This window comes from Sphingobium agrisoli (genome assembly GCF_041877245.1).
In the GTDB taxonomy this organism is placed as follows: domain Bacteria; phylum Pseudomonadota; class Alphaproteobacteria; order Sphingomonadales; family Sphingomonadaceae; genus Sphingobium.
In genome coordinates, this window is sequence record NZ_JBHDJI010000006.1 from 76,049 (window position 1) to 91,918 (window position 15,870).

General features: G+C 68.5%; 18 protein-coding genes. 13 read left to right on the forward strand and 5 right to left on the reverse strand.

Going from position 1 to position 15,870, the window contains the following annotated elements; translation table 11 throughout:
* The first annotated feature begins 45 nt into the window (after positions 1-45).
* From ACETPF_RS11525 to ACETPF_RS11535, 3 genes are all read left to right on the forward strand, one after another.
* Positions 46-2,925: a M16 family metallopeptidase gene (locus tag ACETPF_RS11525; RefSeq protein WP_373934617.1), complete on the forward strand. Its 2,880-nt coding sequence runs from the start codon at positions 46-48 to the stop codon at positions 2,923-2,925.
* Between the two features lie 168 nt (positions 2,926-3,093).
* Positions 3,094-3,396 (forward strand): hypothetical protein, encoded by a 303-nt coding sequence (locus ACETPF_RS11530; RefSeq protein ID WP_373934618.1) that lies wholly within the window; start codon positions 3,094-3,096, stop codon positions 3,394-3,396.
* A 216-nt stretch (positions 3,397-3,612) separates the two neighbouring features.
* Positions 3,613-4,071 carry a MarR family winged helix-turn-helix transcriptional regulator gene (locus tag ACETPF_RS11535; RefSeq protein ID WP_373934619.1) on the forward strand — a complete coding sequence of 153 codons (459 nt, stop codon included), beginning with the start codon at positions 3,613-3,615 and terminating at the stop codon, positions 4,069-4,071.
* 59 nt (positions 4,072-4,130) lie between these two features.
* On the opposite strand, the gene ACETPF_RS11540 is transcribed toward ACETPF_RS11535, so the two are convergent.
* The gene (locus ACETPF_RS11540; protein WP_373934620.1) at positions 4,131-4,643 is read right to left on the reverse strand and encodes an outer membrane protein assembly factor BamE; all 513 of its coding nucleotides are present in this window, start codon (positions 4,641-4,643) and stop codon (positions 4,131-4,133) included.
* A gap of 145 nt (positions 4,644-4,788) precedes the next feature.
* Between ACETPF_RS11540 and ACETPF_RS11545 the strand changes: the two genes are divergently transcribed.
* From ACETPF_RS11545 to dinB, 4 genes are read left to right on the forward strand one after another with little or no spacing between them, the layout of a single operon-like run.
* Positions 4,789-5,310, forward strand: a complete 522-nt coding sequence (locus ACETPF_RS11545; RefSeq protein ID WP_373934621.1) for a ubiquinol-cytochrome C chaperone family protein — start codon at positions 4,789-4,791, stop codon at positions 5,308-5,310.
* Positions 5,307-5,828 carry a DUF177 domain-containing protein gene (locus tag ACETPF_RS11550; RefSeq protein ID WP_373934622.1) on the forward strand — a complete coding sequence of 174 codons (522 nt, stop codon included), beginning with the start codon at positions 5,307-5,309 and terminating at the stop codon, positions 5,826-5,828. The genes ACETPF_RS11545 and ACETPF_RS11550 overlap by 4 nt, the downstream gene beginning before the upstream one ends.
* 44 nt (positions 5,829-5,872) lie before the next feature.
* Positions 5,873-6,514: a hypothetical protein gene (locus ACETPF_RS11555; protein ID WP_373934624.1), complete on the forward strand. Its 642-nt coding sequence runs from the start codon at positions 5,873-5,875 to the stop codon at positions 6,512-6,514.
* 54 nt (positions 6,515-6,568) lie between these two features.
* Positions 6,569-7,648, forward strand: a complete 1,080-nt coding sequence (dinB, locus tag ACETPF_RS11560; protein ID WP_373934625.1) for a DNA polymerase IV — start codon at positions 6,569-6,571, stop codon at positions 7,646-7,648.
* A 67-nt stretch (positions 7,649-7,715) separates the two neighbouring features.
* Here dinB and copD read toward each other — a convergent pair whose 3' ends face one another.
* Positions 7,716-8,573: a copper homeostasis membrane protein CopD gene (gene copD / locus ACETPF_RS11565; protein WP_373934626.1), complete on the reverse strand. Its 858-nt coding sequence runs from the start codon at positions 8,571-8,573 to the stop codon at positions 7,716-7,718.
* Between the two features lie 6 nt (positions 8,574-8,579).
* Complete coding sequence (gene copC / locus ACETPF_RS11570; RefSeq protein ID WP_373934627.1) at positions 8,580-8,954, reverse strand: copper homeostasis periplasmic binding protein CopC; 375 nt, start codon at positions 8,952-8,954, stop codon at positions 8,580-8,582.
* A 137-nt stretch (positions 8,955-9,091) separates the two neighbouring features.
* On the opposite strand from copC, the gene ACETPF_RS11575 reads away from it, so the two are divergent.
* The 6 genes from ACETPF_RS11575 (at position 9,092) to ACETPF_RS11600 (ending at position 13,874) form a co-directional block, all read left to right on the forward strand.
* Entirely contained in the window at positions 9,092-9,352 is a 261-nt protein-coding gene (locus ACETPF_RS11575; protein ID WP_373934628.1) for a hypothetical protein, read from the forward strand.
* Positions 9,353-9,362: 10 nt separating this feature from the next.
* The gene (locus ACETPF_RS11580; RefSeq protein ID WP_373934630.1) at positions 9,363-9,809 is read left to right on the forward strand and encodes a periplasmic heavy metal sensor; all 447 of its coding nucleotides are present in this window, start codon (positions 9,363-9,365) and stop codon (positions 9,807-9,809) included.
* 2 nt (positions 9,810-9,811) lie between these two features.
* Complete coding sequence (locus ACETPF_RS11585) at positions 9,812-10,369, forward strand: RNA polymerase sigma factor (protein ID WP_373934631.1); 558 nt, start codon at positions 9,812-9,814, stop codon at positions 10,367-10,369.
* 23 nt (positions 10,370-10,392) lie between these two features.
* Positions 10,393-12,132: a copper resistance system multicopper oxidase gene (locus ACETPF_RS11590; RefSeq protein ID WP_373934632.1), complete on the forward strand. Its 1,740-nt coding sequence runs from the start codon at positions 10,393-10,395 to the stop codon at positions 12,130-12,132.
* Complete coding sequence (locus ACETPF_RS11595; protein WP_373934633.1) at positions 12,129-13,037, forward strand: copper resistance protein B; 909 nt, start codon at positions 12,129-12,131, stop codon at positions 13,035-13,037. The genes ACETPF_RS11590 and ACETPF_RS11595 overlap by 4 nt, the downstream gene beginning before the upstream one ends.
* A 123-nt stretch (positions 13,038-13,160) precedes the next feature.
* Positions 13,161-13,874: a copper resistance protein B gene (locus tag ACETPF_RS11600; RefSeq protein WP_373934635.1), complete on the forward strand. Its 714-nt coding sequence runs from the start codon at positions 13,161-13,163 to the stop codon at positions 13,872-13,874.
* Here the strand turns inward: ACETPF_RS11600 and ACETPF_RS11605 are convergent.
* Positions 13,871-14,797 carry a 2-hydroxyacid dehydrogenase gene (locus tag ACETPF_RS11605; protein WP_373934636.1) on the reverse strand — a complete coding sequence of 309 codons (927 nt, stop codon included), beginning with the start codon at positions 14,795-14,797 and terminating at the stop codon, positions 13,871-13,873. The genes ACETPF_RS11600 and ACETPF_RS11605 overlap by 4 nt on opposite strands.
* On the reverse strand, positions 14,794-15,834 hold the full coding sequence (locus tag ACETPF_RS11610) for a PepSY-associated TM helix domain-containing protein (RefSeq protein WP_373934637.1): 1,041 nt from the start codon (positions 15,832-15,834) through the stop codon (positions 14,794-14,796). The genes ACETPF_RS11605 and ACETPF_RS11610 overlap by 4 nt, the downstream gene beginning before the upstream one ends.
* Positions 15,835-15,870 lie beyond the last annotated feature (36 nt).

Genomic DNA, 15,870 nt, shown 5'->3' on the forward strand with positions numbered 1-15,870 from the left:
CGTCCGTGCCGTTGGTCCACACGCTTTTTCGCAGAAGGCCCTGTCATGATCCTGTCCCGCTCCTCGCGCCGCCTGACTTTGATGGCCGGGCTGTCCGCCCTCGCCCTGACGCCCGCCCATGCCCTGGCGCAGAGCGCGACCGCCACCGCCGCGCCCGCGCCGCTGTCCAGCCTCGTATCGAAGGTGGACATCCCCTATGAGGAGTTCCGGCTGGCGAACGGGCTGCGCGTCATCGTCCATACCGACCGCAAGGCGCCGATCGTGGGCGTGTCGATCTGGTATCATGTCGGGTCGCGGCACGAGCCGGCGGGCAAGACCGGCTTTGCCCATCTGTTCGAACATCTGATGTTCTATGGTTCGGAAAATGCCGACGGGCCTTTCTTCGGGCGGCTGGAGGATATCGGCGCGACCGACTGGAACGGGACGACCTGGTTCGACCGCACCAACTATTTCGAGACGGTGCCGACCGGCGCGCTCGACCGGGCGCTGTTCCTTGAAAGCGACCGCATGGGGCATCTGCTGGGCGCGGTGACCCAGGTGAAGCTCGATACCCAGCGCGGGGTCGTGCAGAACGAGAAGCGGATGGGCGAGAATGAGCCCTATGGCCTGGTCGAATATGCCCAGCTCGCCGCGCTGCTGCCCGAGGGGCATCCCTATCGCCACTCGACCATCGGGTCGATGGCGGACCTGAATGCCGCCAGCCTGACCGACGTGCAGAGCTGGTTCAAGACCCATTACGGCCCCAACAACGCCGTGCTGGTGCTGGCCGGGGACATCGACGTGGCGAGCGCCAAGGCCAAGGTCGAGAAGTGGTTCGGCAATATTCCCGCCGGTCCCGCGCCGCAGGATGTCGATGCGACCGTGCCGACGCTGGCGAAGGACGCCGAGGTGACGATGCACGACAATGTCGCGGCCACCCGTCTCTATCGCAACTGGATCGTACCGGGGCTGAATTCGCCCGAGCTGCCGCAGCTCGACCTGGCGCTGTCGATCTTCGGCGGCCTCGCTTCCTCGCGGCTCGACAATATCCTGGTGCGCGACGAAAAGGTGGCGGTGGCGGCCAAGGCCAGCGTCCAGCCGTTCGAGAAGCTGGGCATGGTCGAGATTACGGTCGATGTGAAGCCGGGCGTGGACGCGGTGGCGGTGGGCAAGCGGCTGGACCAGCTGCTGGCCGATTATCTCGCCAAGGGACCGACCGCCGACGAGGTGCTGCGCGCCGCCACGCAGCAAGCGTCGGGCACCATATCCGGGCTGGAGAAGGTCGGCGGCTTTTCGGGCAAGGCGGTGACGCTGGCCGAGGGCGCGGTCTATTCCAACGATCCCGAGAAATATAAGAAGGATCTCGCCATCTATGCCGCCGCAACGCCTGAGTCGGTCAGCGCGGCGGCGCGAAAGTGGCTGGGACGGCCGGTGCTGCGGCTGACGGTGTCGCCGGGCGAGCGGAGCGCGGCGGACAATGCGCTGGCGGGCAATGCGAAGGGCGGCGAGGCGACCCATCATCCCGCCTATTTCCAGCAGCCCGGCGCCCCGGCTCCGGCCGCGGGCAGCCCCCCCGCCCCGACCAAGATCGCCGAGCCGCCGATCGAGCCGGTCAAGGATCTGGACTTCCCCGATGTCGAGCGGGCGACGCTGAAGAACGGGATCAAGGTCGTGTTCGCGCGGCGCACCGCCGTGCCGACCGTGCGCGTCTCTGTCGGCTTCGACGCGGGCAATGCGGCGGACGACAAGGCGAAACTGGGCACGGCGGGGCTGACGACCGCGCTGCTCGATGAAGGCACGACGACCCGCACCGGCAAGCAGATCGCCGAAGAGCAGGAACGGCTGGGCGCGACGATCAGCGCGGCCAACAGCATGGACCGCACCTCGGTGGGCCTGTTCGCGCTCAAGCCCAATCTGGATGCGTCGCTCGGCCTGCTGGCGGACGTGATCCGCAACCCCGCGTTCAAGCCCGAGGAAGTGGAACGGCTGCGCGGGCAGATACTCACCCGGATCAAGGCCGAGAAGACCGAGCCGATGGCGATCGCGCAGCGGATGCTGCCGCCCCTGCTCTATGGACAGGCGCATCCCTACGGCATCCCCTTCACCGGCTCCGGCACCGAGACCGGGGTCAAGGCCGTGACGCGGGCGGACCTGACCGGCTTCCACGACAAGTGGCTGCGGCCCGACAACGCTACCATCTTCGCAGCGGGCGACACGACGCTGGCCGAACTGATGCCGCTGCTCGAAAAGCGCTTCGGCGACTGGAAGGCGCCGGCGGCGGCCAAGGGGGTCAAGGCGTTCCGCATGGACAAGATGATGCGGCCGGCGCGCATCGTGCTGATCGACAAGCCGCAAAGTCCGCAATCGATGATTCTGGCCGGGCTGCTGACCGACAAGAAGGGCACCGACAATCCGGTGACGCTCCAGACCGCCAACGAAGTGCTGGGCGGTTCCACCTCCTCGCGGCTGTGGATGGACCTGCGCGAGACCAAGGGCTGGGCCTATGGCGTGGGCACGGTGCTGTCGGGGGTCAAGGATACGATCCCGCTGCTGGTCTATGCCCCGGTCCAGACCGACAAGACAGGCGAGTCCATCGTCGCGGTCCGCAAGGATATGAGCGAGTATCTGACGACCAAGGGCACCACCGAGGTCGAGCGCAACCAGACGATCAACAGCCAGATTCTTTCGCTGCCGGGCAGTTTCGAAACGTCGTCGGAACTGTTGACGGCGATGATGCGGAACGACCTGATCGGCCGGCCCGACGATTATTATGAGACGCTGCCCAAGACCTACCGCGCGATGACCGCCGCCGATTTCGACAAGGCGGCGCGCGAGGCGATCAATCCCGACCGGCTGATCTGGGTCGTGGTGGGCGATGCCAAGCTGGTGCGGCCGCAGCTTGACGCGGTGGGGCTGCCGGTGGAAACGGGCACATTGGCTGATTAGAACGTGCGGCGGTAAATCAACATTTCTCCGTTCGTCCTGAGTAGCCATTGAGCGAAGTCGAAATGGCGTGTCGAAGGCCCCGGCCTTGGCACAAATGCTTCGATACGGGTCTTCGACTTCGCTCAGCCCCTACTCAGCACGAACGGACTATTTTTTGGGAGAATTGAGATGACTAGCGTGGATGGCGCTTATGATTGCGTGGCCAAGACGCCGATGGGCGACCAGAAGGGCGTATTCACCGTCATCAGCAGCGGCGACCGCTTCAACGGCACGTTCGCCGGGATGATGGGATCGCTCGATGTGGTCGACGGGCAGGTCGCGGGGAGCAAGCTCACATGGAAAATGGAAATGACCATGCCGATGCCGATGACGCTGGAGTGCGAGGCCGAGGTTTCAGGCGACAGCATCAGCGGCACGATGCAGCTCGGCGCGTTCGGGGCGTCGGCCTTTTCGGGGACGCGGCGGGCCTGACGCCGGCCGGCTTTCGGGCTTGGAAAAAGGGGCGCTTCGGGAGGACCGGAGCGCCCCTTTTCGGTGATTTGTACAGCGAGTTGTACAGCTATACGCGGGTGCGTTTTTTCCTTTAGGTAGCTAACTAATGGTTGAGGTGGGGCGTTAGTCCATGGGCAGCGCCTCGCACCCTGGGCCCCGGCGTTCGCCGGGGAACATTATATGCAGGTTGGCGGAATGGATAAGGACTTGGCCGAAATGCGGCGCGCGTTGGTGCCTGCGGTGCAGGGTGTCGCGCGCGGATGGCGCGTGATGGCGGACGCGGCGCTGGCCGAGATGGGCGTGTCCGACAGCGCCGGATGGTGCCTCGTCACCATCGATCGGCTGGGGCCGGATCCGACGCAGGCGGAACTGGCCGAGGCGATCGGCATCGCCCCGCCCTCTCTGGTGCGGACGATCGACCGGCTGCAAGCGGCGGGGCTGGTGGAGCGCAGTCCGCACCCCGATGATGGGCGGGCCAAGATCGTCGCGCTGACGCCGACGGGTAGCGCGCTTGCCGGGCGGATCGAGGAAAGGCTGGAGACGATGCGCGAAGCGTTGATGAAGGATGTGCCCGACGGGGTGATCGAACTCGCGCTGTGGCTGCTCGATACGATGACGCATCGGATCGAGCGGCGGCGTGGGGGCGTGGATTAGGCGTTTGATCAGGCTGAGTGGTGTCGATCCTCCGCTGTAAGAGGAGGATGATTTGCCCCTTAGCTGCCGTTCGGGCCGCCGCCATTGGGGCCGGCATTGCCGCCGCCCATGCCGCCCGCGCCGACCGCGCCGATATTGCCGAAGATCTCGTCGAACAGGCTGCGGTGGCGGCCAAGCGTCGGCGTCTTGTCGCCGGCGGGCGAGATGCGCGCGACCTGCTCCAGCCCCATGCGATCGACCGCGACGACATTGCCGGCGGGATCGAAACGGACACGCAGCACGGTCTGGTCGACCGGCTTGGGATTGGCGAAGGCAAGCTGACGCATGTTGCGCGAGACATAATACCAGTCCTGCTGGCCGAATTGCGACACGAAGCTGGGACGGCCTAGCGTCCCTTCCACCGAAGCGCGATTGTCGATGCCGGGCTGCACCGAATCCACCAGCAGCTTGTCGACCTGATAGCCCTGATGCGTGCGGATGCGGGTGCAGGCGGAGGTGCCCACCAGCAGCGTGGCCAAGCCGATCGCGATCATCACGCGCCCGCGGCGGTCATGGCGGCTGAACTGGGGCATGTATATCTCCTGCGGGGGCGCGCCCGCGATACGCTTTAATCTCAAGACGCCGCTGTTGCATTGGGCGACGCAGCGATCAATATGGAAATGCGCGGCCCCCGGCAAGGGGCGCGAACATCCCCCTTTTCAACAGAAGCGCCTCATCATGCCTGCCTCTTCCTTTCTGAATCGCCTTTTGGGCCGGAGCGATCCGCGCGAAGGCTTGCTGCCGCTCTACCGCGCCGTGGTCGCCGAGGGGCGGCAGCCGCACTGGTATCTGGACGGGCAGGTGCCCGATACGCTGGACGGGCGGTTCGACATGATCGTCGCTGTGCTGGCGCAGGCGCTGATACGGCTGGAGCAACTGGGCGCCGCTCAGGAGAGCGTCTGGCTGACCGAGTTGTTCGTCGACGATATGGACGGGCAGTTGCGGCAGGAGGGGATTGGCGACGTGGTCGTGGGCAAGCATGTCGGGCGGATGATCAGCGCGCTGGGCGGGCGGATCAGCGCCTATCGCGCGGCGCTCAGCGGTGACGATGCGCTGGACAGGGTGCTGCGGCGCAACCTCTATCGCGGGGCCGATGTGCCGGCGCAGGCGGTGGCGCATGTCGAGGGCGCGCTGCGGGCGCGCTGGGTGCGGATCGGCTGTATGACGCGCGAGGCGCTGCTGGCGGGAGACCTCGGATGAGCGGGACGCCGGAATTTTCGCGCGTGGTGCGGGCCGATCAGGTGAAGCGCCTGACGGGGGAGACGCATATCGAGGCCAGCGACGCGGAGCGGGCCGCGCTGGCGAAGCGGTTCGGGCTTTTGGCGCTCGACCGGCTGGAGGCGGACTATGCGCTGAACGAGGAGGCCGGCGCAATCGTGGCGCGCGGGCGCGTGCGCGCGGCGCTGGCCCAGCCCTGCATCGCGAGCGGCGAGCCGGTGCCCGAGACGGTAGACACTGATTTTTCCCTGCGGTTCGTGGTCGAGAGCGAAGCGGCCGAGGGCGAAGAACTGGAGCTGGACGCGGAGGATGTCGACACGATCGGCTATGACGGGCAGGCGATCGACATGGGCGAGGCGGTGGCCGAGACGATGGCGCTGGCGATGACCCCCTACCCCCGGTCGCCGGACGCGGACGCGGTGCTGAAGGCGGCGGGCGTGCTGAGCGAGGAACAGGCCAGCCCGTTCGCCGCGCTGCTGGGACTGAAGGGGAAGGGGTGAGGGAACCCGATCGGCGGCTCCGGCGTCGATGCCGGATGCGGTCGATGACGATGATGATGGCCATTGCGGCGCTAGTGGCGGGATGTGACGGTGGCAACTCGCCGCCACCGGCCCAAGAGCGCGCGGTCGAGGCCGGGAAGGCTGGCAAGACGTCGGAGACCGGCGCACATGTCGCGCAACCGTCGTCGCCGCCTGTCGCCCCGCTGCCCCGACCTATGCTTGTCGGGGAAAGCATCGCCCGCGCCGAGTGGGCCAAGGCAAAAGCCAAGGTGGGCTGCGCTCCGCTGGCGCTGGTGTCGGACGCCGGCGCGGACGGTGCCGCGCGACGGGCCGAGTTCAGCGGCGGATGGGGCGTTGCCTTCGATCTGCCGGGACGGCGTAGCGCCTACGGCTTTGCCGGGCCGGGCGTGCTGCCGCAGGATCGCGCGCCAGCCGAGGCGCAGCGGGCGCGGCTGGCGAAGCAATGGCCCTATCGGATGGAGATAGACACGCTGCCCGCACCCAGCTTTGCGGGCTACGGACTGTCGGGGGCGCAGCCCTATCCGACCGGGAATCCCGAGGGCAACGGGATGGAGTCGGTCGCCTATCTGCGCGTCGGCGGGCAGGCGTGCACCTATAATGTGTGGAGCCGCATCAGCCGCGCCCATCTGGAGGCGCTGCTCGGGCATTTGCGCGTCCTCCCCTGAGCGGGGTGCCGCAGCGTTTCCCTTTCGTTCCGGGTCATGGCATAGAGCGCATCCATGGACTCGCCCGTGCGCAAGATCATCCATATCGACATGGACGCCTTCTATGCGTCGGTCGAGCAGCGTGACGATCCGTCGCTGCGCGGGCTGCCGATCGCGGTGGGCGGGGGCGGGCCGCGCGGGGTGGTGGCGACGTGCAGCTATGAAGCGCGCAAGTTCGGCGTGCGGTCGGCGATGCCGGGCGGGCGGGCGCGGCGGCTGTGCCCGGACCTCATCTTCGTGCGGCCGCGATTCGAGGTGTATCGCGCCGTGTCGGGCCAGGTGCGGGAGATTTTCAGCCGCTTTACCGACATCGTCCAGCCATTGTCGCTCGACGAAGCCTATCTGGACGTGACGGTGAACAAGCCCGGCATCGCGTCGGCGACGGAGGTGGCGCGGCAGATCCGGGCGATGATCCGCGCGGAGACCGGCCTTACCGCGTCGGCCGGCGTCTCCTACAACAAGCTGATCGCCAAGCTCGCGTCGGACCAGAACAAGCCCGACGGCATCTGCGTCGTGCGGCCGCATGAGGGCGCGGATTTCATCGCGGCGATGCCGGTGCGGCGCATCCATGGCGTGGGGCCGGTGACGGCGAAACGGATGCAGGCGCTGGGGATCGAAACCGGCGCGGATTTGCGCGCGCGGACCATGGCTTTCCTCCAGGCGCATTTCGGCAGCGCCGCCGACTATTATTACCGCGCCGCGCGGGGCCAGGACGATCGGCCGGTGCGCGAGCGCGAGGGGCGCAAGTCGGTGAGCGTGGAGGATACCTTCTTCGATGACCTGACCGAGGAAGCGGCGCTGGTGGAACAGCTCGACCGGATCGCCGACAATCTCTGGGGGCGGATCGAGAAGGCCGATGCCTGGGGGCGGACGGTGGTGCTGAAGGTGAAGTTCGCCGACTTCCGCATCATCACCCGGTCACGCAGCTTCGCCGCGCCGGTGCGGTCGCGCGACTTGCTGGCGCAGGTCGGGCGCGACCTGCTGCTGGCGCAGCTCCCGCTGCGGATGGGCGCGCGGCTGCTGGGGCTGGGGGTGCATAATCTGGAGGGGGAAGAGGCGGATGCGGCCGGAGAGCAACTGGCGCTCGGGCTATAGGCGACAGGCGCCCGGTATCGCCGGCCCGCCAGGTCAGAACAGCCGGAGTCGAACCCCGCCGACCATGCTACGCCATCGGATCGAGAGTCCCGAGCCAGGCGACGAGGCCGATGATGGCGACGGCGGCGCTGGTTTCGACCAGCAGCGACCAGCGCAGATGGCGAAGCGCGCCGTCGCCGCCGCGCTCCAGCGCGGGCGTCAGCCGCCAGCGGTTGGCGGCGGCTAGGCCGAGCATCAGCGCGAACAGCAGCAGCTTCGCGGCGAGCAACCAGCCGTAGCGGCTGCCCGGCAGCTTTGTCATTTCCACCAGACCGGTGATCAGGATGAGGTTCACCGCCCCGCTGACGACGAGCGTCGCCACCACCAGCGTCCCCATCAGCGCAAAGCGCGCCAGCATGGCCGCGACGGGGCGGGGATCATGACCCTGGCGAAGTCGCAGCGCCGCGTGAAGCAGCGCCGCGAGCGCGCCGATCCAGGCCGAAGCGGCCCAGACATGCGCGATATCGGCGGCGCGGTGGAGCGTGCCGGCCAGCCCCTCGGTCGCGCCGGCATGGCCGGTCCAGGCCAAAGTCGCCACGGCGAGCGCGGACGGCACGATCGCGAGCCGCAGGCGCCCGGCCAGCGCCAGCAGGAGCGCGAGCAGCAGGGCGCAGGCGCGCACCGCCAGCACCGGGCCGATCGGCGTCATCGTCAGCAGCACCGCGACGCTTGCCCAGTCAGGGGCCAAGACCGACGTGCCGGTCATCGCCGCCGTGCTGGCGACCAGCCAGAAGGCGGACAGGAGCAGCCCGCCGAGCGCCAGCCAGGCAGCGGCCGCCCCCCGCCCCGCCCTGCCCATGACCCACCAAAACAAAGGCAGGCCCAGAAGCAGCGCGAGGTCCATCATCAGCGCGAAGCGCGCGGCGATCAGCGCCCCCTCGCCCATGTCGGCTTACTTGACCTTGAAGCTGTAGCCGCCTTCCATCTTGTGCTGGTCCGCGCCGACGATGTGCCATTTGAGGTCGTAGCTGCCTGCGGGCAGCGCGCGCGGCAGGGTGACGGTCATGGTCTTGCCCTCGACGCTGGTCTTGAAGCCCTTGATCTGCATCGGCGGATGATCGGCCATGCCGGGCATCCCGGTCATGGTGAGGTCCACGCCGCTCATCGGCGCGAGGAAGGTTTCGGAGAAGGTGAGCGTCAGCTTGGTCGGCTTGGCGACGGTCGCGTTGGCGGCGGGGCTGGACGAGAGCAGCTTGCTGTGCGCGGCGGCGACGCCCGGCAGGGCGATGGCGGCGGCGGCAAACAGGGCGACGAACGAACGCTTCATGGGACAGTCTCCGAAAGGCATGGATAAGAGGCTTTACGCATTGACTTGCCCGCCCCCTCATCTGCGGCGCATAATTTCTGGCGAGGGATCGGCGCGCGGTGCGCGTATGCAAGTGCGGGAATATGGAGACGATGACGATGAGCGACCTCGACGCGATGCTGGACGCGATGCGCGCCATGCCGACCGACGCGCGGCTGACGCAGATCGACGGCGCGGTGATCGCGGGCGTCGCGCGGCGGCGTGAGCAGGTGGCGGCGCGGCGCAGCCTGGCGCTGGCGGGGCTGCTGGCGATCGGCATCGGCTGGGCGGGCAGCGTCCTGCCTTCCGCCCCGGCGCAGGCGTCGCCCGTGCCGATCGGCATGTCCGACTATGCGCCTTCGCGCCTGCTCGGCCAGTGAGCGCCGGCCAATGAGCGCGGGTCGCTATCTGCTCGTGGCGCTGGTGGCCTTCGCCGCCGCGCTCGCCGCCGTGCTGGTGGCGCGCGCCTGGATGACGCCCGCGCCTAGGGTCGAGAGCGAGGTCCATGCGCTGCTGCACGAGCGGCTGACGCTCGACCCGGCGCAGGAGGCGCGCATCCATGCGTTGGAAACGTCCTTTGCCAAGCGGCGCGCGACCCTGGAGGCGGAGATGCGCGCCGACAACCGGCGGCTGGCGGACGCCATCGCCGCCGAGCATGGCTATGGCCCGAAGGTCGGCGCGGCGGTCGACCGGTCGCATCATGTCATGGGAGAACTCCAGAAGGAGACGCTGCGGCACATCTTCGCGATGCGCGGCGTGCTGCGCCCCGATCAGGCGGCGCGGTTCGACGCCGCCATCGTCAAGGCGCTGACCCAGCCCGACCAATCCCAGCGTTGACGGTGAGCGCCGCCGATCCCGAAGATCGCGCGCTCGTCGCCCGCGCATTGGCGGGCGATCAGTCAGGCTATGCCGGGCTGATGCAGCGCCATCGCGACGCGGTGTATCGGCTCGCGCGCGGCCATGTCGGCGACGCGGACGAGGCGCTGGACGTGACGCAGGAGGCGTTCGTCGCCGCCTTCGCTGCGCTCGCCCGCTATGACGGAATGCGGCCCTTCCGCGTCTGGATCGCGCGGATCGCGCTCAACAAGTGCCGCGACTGGGCGCGGCGGCGGGCGGTGCGGCGCTTCTTCACCGGGGCGCGGCCGATCGACGAGGCATCCGACATAGGCGATGAGGCGGCGACGCCGGAGGAGGCGCTGGAGTCGGCGCGCGCGCTCGCCCGCATCAACGCCGCCGTCGCCGCTTTGCCCGAGACATTGAAAGACCCGCTGCTGCTCTGCGCGATCGAGGGGATGAGCCAGATCGAGGCGGGCGCGGTGCTGGGCGTGACCCCGAAGGCGATCGAGACCCGCCTCTACCGCGCCCGCGCGAAGCTGAACGAAATATTGAGGGATTAGCCCGCCTGCCGCGTAAAGGGGGCATGGCTTCCCTGACTTTCGATCGTCGCGCCCTGATGAAGGGCGCCGCCGCGCTCACGCTGGCGCAGGCCTGTCCCGCCTGGGCGCGCAGCGGATCGGCGGGCCTGCGCCCCACCCCGGATGTGCTGTCTGGCGACACGATCGCGCTCACCGTGGGGGAAAGCCATTTCGCCACCGGCGGCCGGTCGGCCCATGCCATCACCGTGAACGGCACCCTGCCCGCCCCGCTCATCCGCCTGAAGGAAGGGCAGACCGTGCGCCTCGCCGTCACCAACCGGCTGAAGGAGGATACGTCGATCCACTGGCATGGCCTGATCGTCCCGTTCCAGATGGACGGCGTGCCGGGGATCAGCTTTCCCGGCATCCGGCCCGGCGAAACCTTCACCTATGAATTTCCCATCCGCCAGTCGGGCACTTACTGGTATCACAGCCATTCAGGCATGCAGGAGGCGATGGGCCATTATGGCCCGATCGTCATCGACCCCGCCGGCCCCGATCCCGTGCAGGCGGATCGCGAGCATGTGATCGTCCTGTCGGACTGGTCGCCGGTCCACCCGCATATTCTCTTGAAGCGCCTCAAGCAGATGGGCGGCTATCATAATTTCCAGAAGCAGACGCTGGCCGGCCTTCTCGCGGGCAGGGACCAGAGCCTGAAAGAACGGATCGAGTGGGGCAGGATGCGGATGGACCCCACCGACATTTCCGACGTCACCGGCTCCACCTACAGCTTCCTCGTCAACGGCCATGGCACGAGCGAAAACTGGACCGGCCTGTTTGCACCGGGCGAGCGGGTGCGGCTGCGGATCGTCAATGCGTCCGCCATGACCAATTTCAACGTGCGGGTGCCGGGCCTCCCCATGACGGTCGTCCAGTGCGATGGCCAGCATGTCCAGCCGGTCGAGACCGACGAGTTCCAGATCGGCATCGCCGAAACCTATGACGTCATCGTCCAGCCGCCCGAAGCGAAGCCCTATGGCCTGATCGCGGAGGCGATCGACCGTTCCGGCCTCGTCCGCGCGACGCTCGCGCCGCAGATCGGCATGGTCGCGCCGATCCCGGAGCTGCGCCAGCGCCCGCTGCTCACGATGAAGGACATGGGCATGGACATGAGCGGCATGGACATGGGCCAGAATGGTGTCATCGATTTGAGCCAGCCCGCCAATGACAGCATGAGCGGGCATGCCATGAAGATGCTCGACCCCTCGGTCGCGCCCGATGTGCCGATGGGGCCGGGCGTCGCCACCCTGTCCGCCATGCCCGCCGACCGCACCGCCGACCGGCCCACGGGCCTGGAGGATGTCGACCATCGCGTGCTCACCTATGCGGACTTGAAAGCGCTGGAGCCCAACAGCGACACGCGCCCGCCGACCCGGTCGCTCGACATTCACCTGACCGCGAACATGGAGCGATATATGTGGTCGTTCGACGGGGTGAAGCTGTCGGAAGGGGCCGAGCCCATCGCCTTCCGCCATATGGAGCGGGTGCGCGTCACCCTGATCAACGACACGATGATGCCCCACCCCATCCATATCCACGGCCATTTCTTCCAGCTCGTGACCGGCGAGGACGCGGCGGCCAATCCGCGCAAACATACGGTCAATGTGCTGCCCGGCGGCAAGGTCAGCTTCGACCTGACCGCCGACGCGATCGGCGACTGGGCGTTTCACTGCCATATGCTGATGCACATGCATGCCGGGATGATGCGGGTCGTGACCGTCCGGCACGAAGGGGGCGCGGCATGAGGCGCGTGGTGGCGATCGCGCTGCTCGGCGTCGCGCTGCCGGCGCAGGCGCAGACGATGGACCATAGCCAGATGGGCCATGGCGCGCATGGGATGCCGCAGAGCGAAACGCCCCCGACCGCCGATCCCCATGCCGGTCATGCGATGGGCGCCGCGGACAGTGCCATAGCAAAGGGCACGCCCCCGCCCGTCCCGGCCGATCATGCCGCCGACGCCTTCTACGATCCCGCCGTCATGGCCCGCGCCCGGTCCGCCATGACGCGCGAACATGGGGGCATGGCCTATTCGCAGTTGATGGTCGACCGCCTGGAATATCGCGCCCAGAAGGGCCGCGACAGCTATCATTGGGAGGGCGAAGGCTGGATCGGCGGCGACATCGACCGGCTCGCCATCAAGTCGGAGGGCGAAGGCGTGGTCGGCGGCGCGCTCGAAAGCGCGGAGGTGCAGGCGCTCTACAGCCGCGCCATCGACCCGTGGTGGAACATGATCGGCGGCGTGCGGCAGGATTTCCGGCCGCAGCCCGAGCGAACCTACGCCACGATCGGGATCGAGGGTCTCGCGCCCTACTGGTTCGAGGCCGAAGGGCAGCTTTTCCTGTCGCACAAGGGCGACGCGCATCTGCGGCTGGAGGGCAGCTACGACCAGCGCATCACCCAGCGGCTGATCCTGCAACCGGCGGTCGAGGTCAATCTCGCGGCGCAGGACGTGCCGGAGATCGGCGTCGGGTCGGGCCTGTCCGACATCGAGCTGGGCCTGCGGCTGCGCTACGAGATCGCGCGCGAATTCGCGCCCTATGTGGGCGTGAACTGGGAACGAAAGTTCGGCGACACGGCCCGCCTCGCCCGTGCGGAAGGCGAGCGCGCGTCGGCGACCAGCCTGGTCATGGGCATCCGGTTCTGGTTCTGACCCACGCGGCATAACATGCCGCCGCCTGACCCGATTTCGTCATATTCGCCACAAGGCCGACGCGGCTTTGCACGATAGCCCCGCCCGCGCCGCCCTAGGTTCGGCGCGAACGGAAAGGGGTCGATGCTGCGCGTTTCAGGTCCATGTCGGCTGCTGCTCGCCTGCGCTGCACTGCTCGGCTCGCCCGCGCGGGCGCAGGATGCGGACGGCGGCGCAGCGCTGAGCGGCGGCTTCGACCTCATCGAAATGCGCGCCGACAAGGGCGGCGACATTTTCCTGTGGGACGCGACCTTTTCCTATGGCGACGCGACCGATCAGCTGATGGTCGTCACGACCGGCGGCGGGCCGCTGTCCGCGCAGATCGACCAGTCGGAAATTCGCGTCTTTTATGGCCGCACGGACGGCAACGTCACCTGGCTGGCGGGGGTCCGCCATGACATCACCCCGGCGCCGCGTGACTTCCATGCCATCGTCGGCGCGCAGGGATCGGTCGGCACGCGGCTAAGCTGGGAAGCCTATGTCTTCCTGTCCAATCGCGGACGGCTGACCGGCGAGGGGCAGGTCATCTACGCCATGCCGATCACCGACAAACTCTATATCGAACCGCGCGTCGCGGCCGGATGGGCGGCGCGCGACTGGACCGACCAGGGCGTGCGATCGGGAATTGGCGAGGCGGAGGGGTCGGTCCGCCTGCGCTACCGCCTGAAGCCCAAGATCAACGCCTATGTGGGCGTCGCGCATGAGCGGCTGCTGGGCGCGACGCGCCGGCTGGCGAAGGATCAGGGCGAGACGGTGCAGGCGACCACCGCGGTGATCGGCTTCGGCTTCAGCCTTTAATAACCCCTGCCCCGCGCGACGACCCCGTCCATCGGTTCGCCCGCCTGATGCCGGCGGATATTGGCGATGAGCGCGCGGCCGGCGCTGTCGGCGCGCGTCATGCTGGCGACATGGGGGGTGAGAAGGATGCGCGGGTGGCTCCAGAAGGGATGGCCGGCCGGCAGCGGCTCGGGATCGGTGACGTCGAGCATCGCGGCGGACAGATGCGCCTCGTCCAGCAGCGCGATCACATCGTCCGCCACCAGATGCCCGCCCCGCGCCGCGTTGATGAGCATCGCGCCCCTCGGGAGACGGGACAGAAGGTCGCGGCACAGGATGCCGCGCGTGTCGGGGGTAAGGGGAAGGAGGCACAGGAGGATGTCGCAGCCGGCGAGGAAAGCGTCCAGCCCCTTGGCCCCGCTGTGGCAGGTCACGCCCTCCACCTCGTGCGGCGAGCGGCTCCAGCCCGACAGCGCGAAGCCGAAGGGGGCAAGCGCGCCGAGCACCGCCTTGCCCAGTTGCCCCAGCCCCATCACGCCCACGCGCCGCTGCTCCGCCGGCACGAGCTTGATCGGCGCCCAGCGTTCTTCCGCCTGCGCGGCGCGATAGGGGATGAGGTCGCGGTGCAGCGCCAGCACCGCCAGCGTCGCATATTCGACCATGCCCGCGACGATGCCGGGCTCGATCATCCGCACGACCTGGATATGGGGCGGCAGGCTATCCATGTCGAACTGGTCGACCCCCGCGCCGATCGAGAAGAGGACTTCCAGATTGGGCAGGCTGGCGATCAGGTCGGCGGGCGGGCTCCAGGCGGCAAGATAGCGGATCGCGGCGGTATCATAGGGTTCGGGCGGCGCGATAAAGCCGATGTCGGCCGCCTCGCCCGCGAAAATGTCGCGCCAGATCTGCCCGCGCGCGGGGTCGGAGGTGTAGAGCAGGGTCATGCGGGAGCCTTTCGGGCGGCGCGGCGGCGCTGGGCGGCGGCGTGCCACCACATGATCGGGCCGCTGATCGCGAGCGCGGCGAGGGACAGGGCGACGAGCAGCCAGAGCAGCGGCCCGACGGGCGCCAGGAACTCGCCCGTGTGGATCGGCAGCAGCGGCATCCAGAGCGCCGGGCTGCGCTGCGCCGGCGTGGCGATGAGGATGCGCGGGCCGGGCAGCGCCACGGCGACGACATGCACCGCGCGGGCATTGCGTTCGGGCGCGTGGAAATTGACGGTCAGCCGGTCGCCGCCGACCCTGATGTCGCGCAGCGCAGCGCCGGGAAAGGCGCTCTGCGCCAGTGCCAGACCGCGATCGATCTGAGCAGCTGTCGTGACCGCCGGTGCGACCCCGCCGCTGCTGGCGAGAAGATCGGGAAAGACCAGGAGGACGCCCGTCGTGGACAGCAGGATAAGGAAGGCCGCCGCGACGACGCCAAGCGTGCGGTGCGCCTGCCGCAGCACCAGCCGGGGCGACAGGCTCCAGCGGATCGCCAGCGCCTTTGCCGGATTGCGTTTGGGCCACCAATAGGCAAGCCCGCTGCCCGCCATCAGCAGCAGGGCAAGCCCGTTGAGGGCGATCACCGCCATGCCGGCACGGCCGGACAGCAGCCGGTAATGGATTTGCAGCGCCGCCTCCAGCGGGAAGCGCGAGAGGCCGCCCGCGCGCAACACTGCGCCGCCGGCAGGATCGACCGTGGCGTAAACCGCCCCGCCGTCCGCGCGGGCCATGTGCGCGAACCAGGTCGAGCGGCTCGCATCGGGGGCGAACAGGCGCGTGACCCGCGCGTCCGGGAAAGCCGCGTTCGCCGCCGCCATCGCCTGCCCTGCGCTGACGGCCGGACCCTGCCCCCGGCTGGTCTGGCCCGCCGGATCGAGCAACCGCTCCACCGGGCCGCGATGGAGCAGCAGCGCTCCCGTCATCGCCTGCACCAGCAGGAACAGCGCCATCGTCAGGCCGGCATAGCGATGAAGGCGGAGCCATTGCAGCCGGGACATGGGAAGCGCCTCGATAAAAGCCGCCGACGCGCGAAC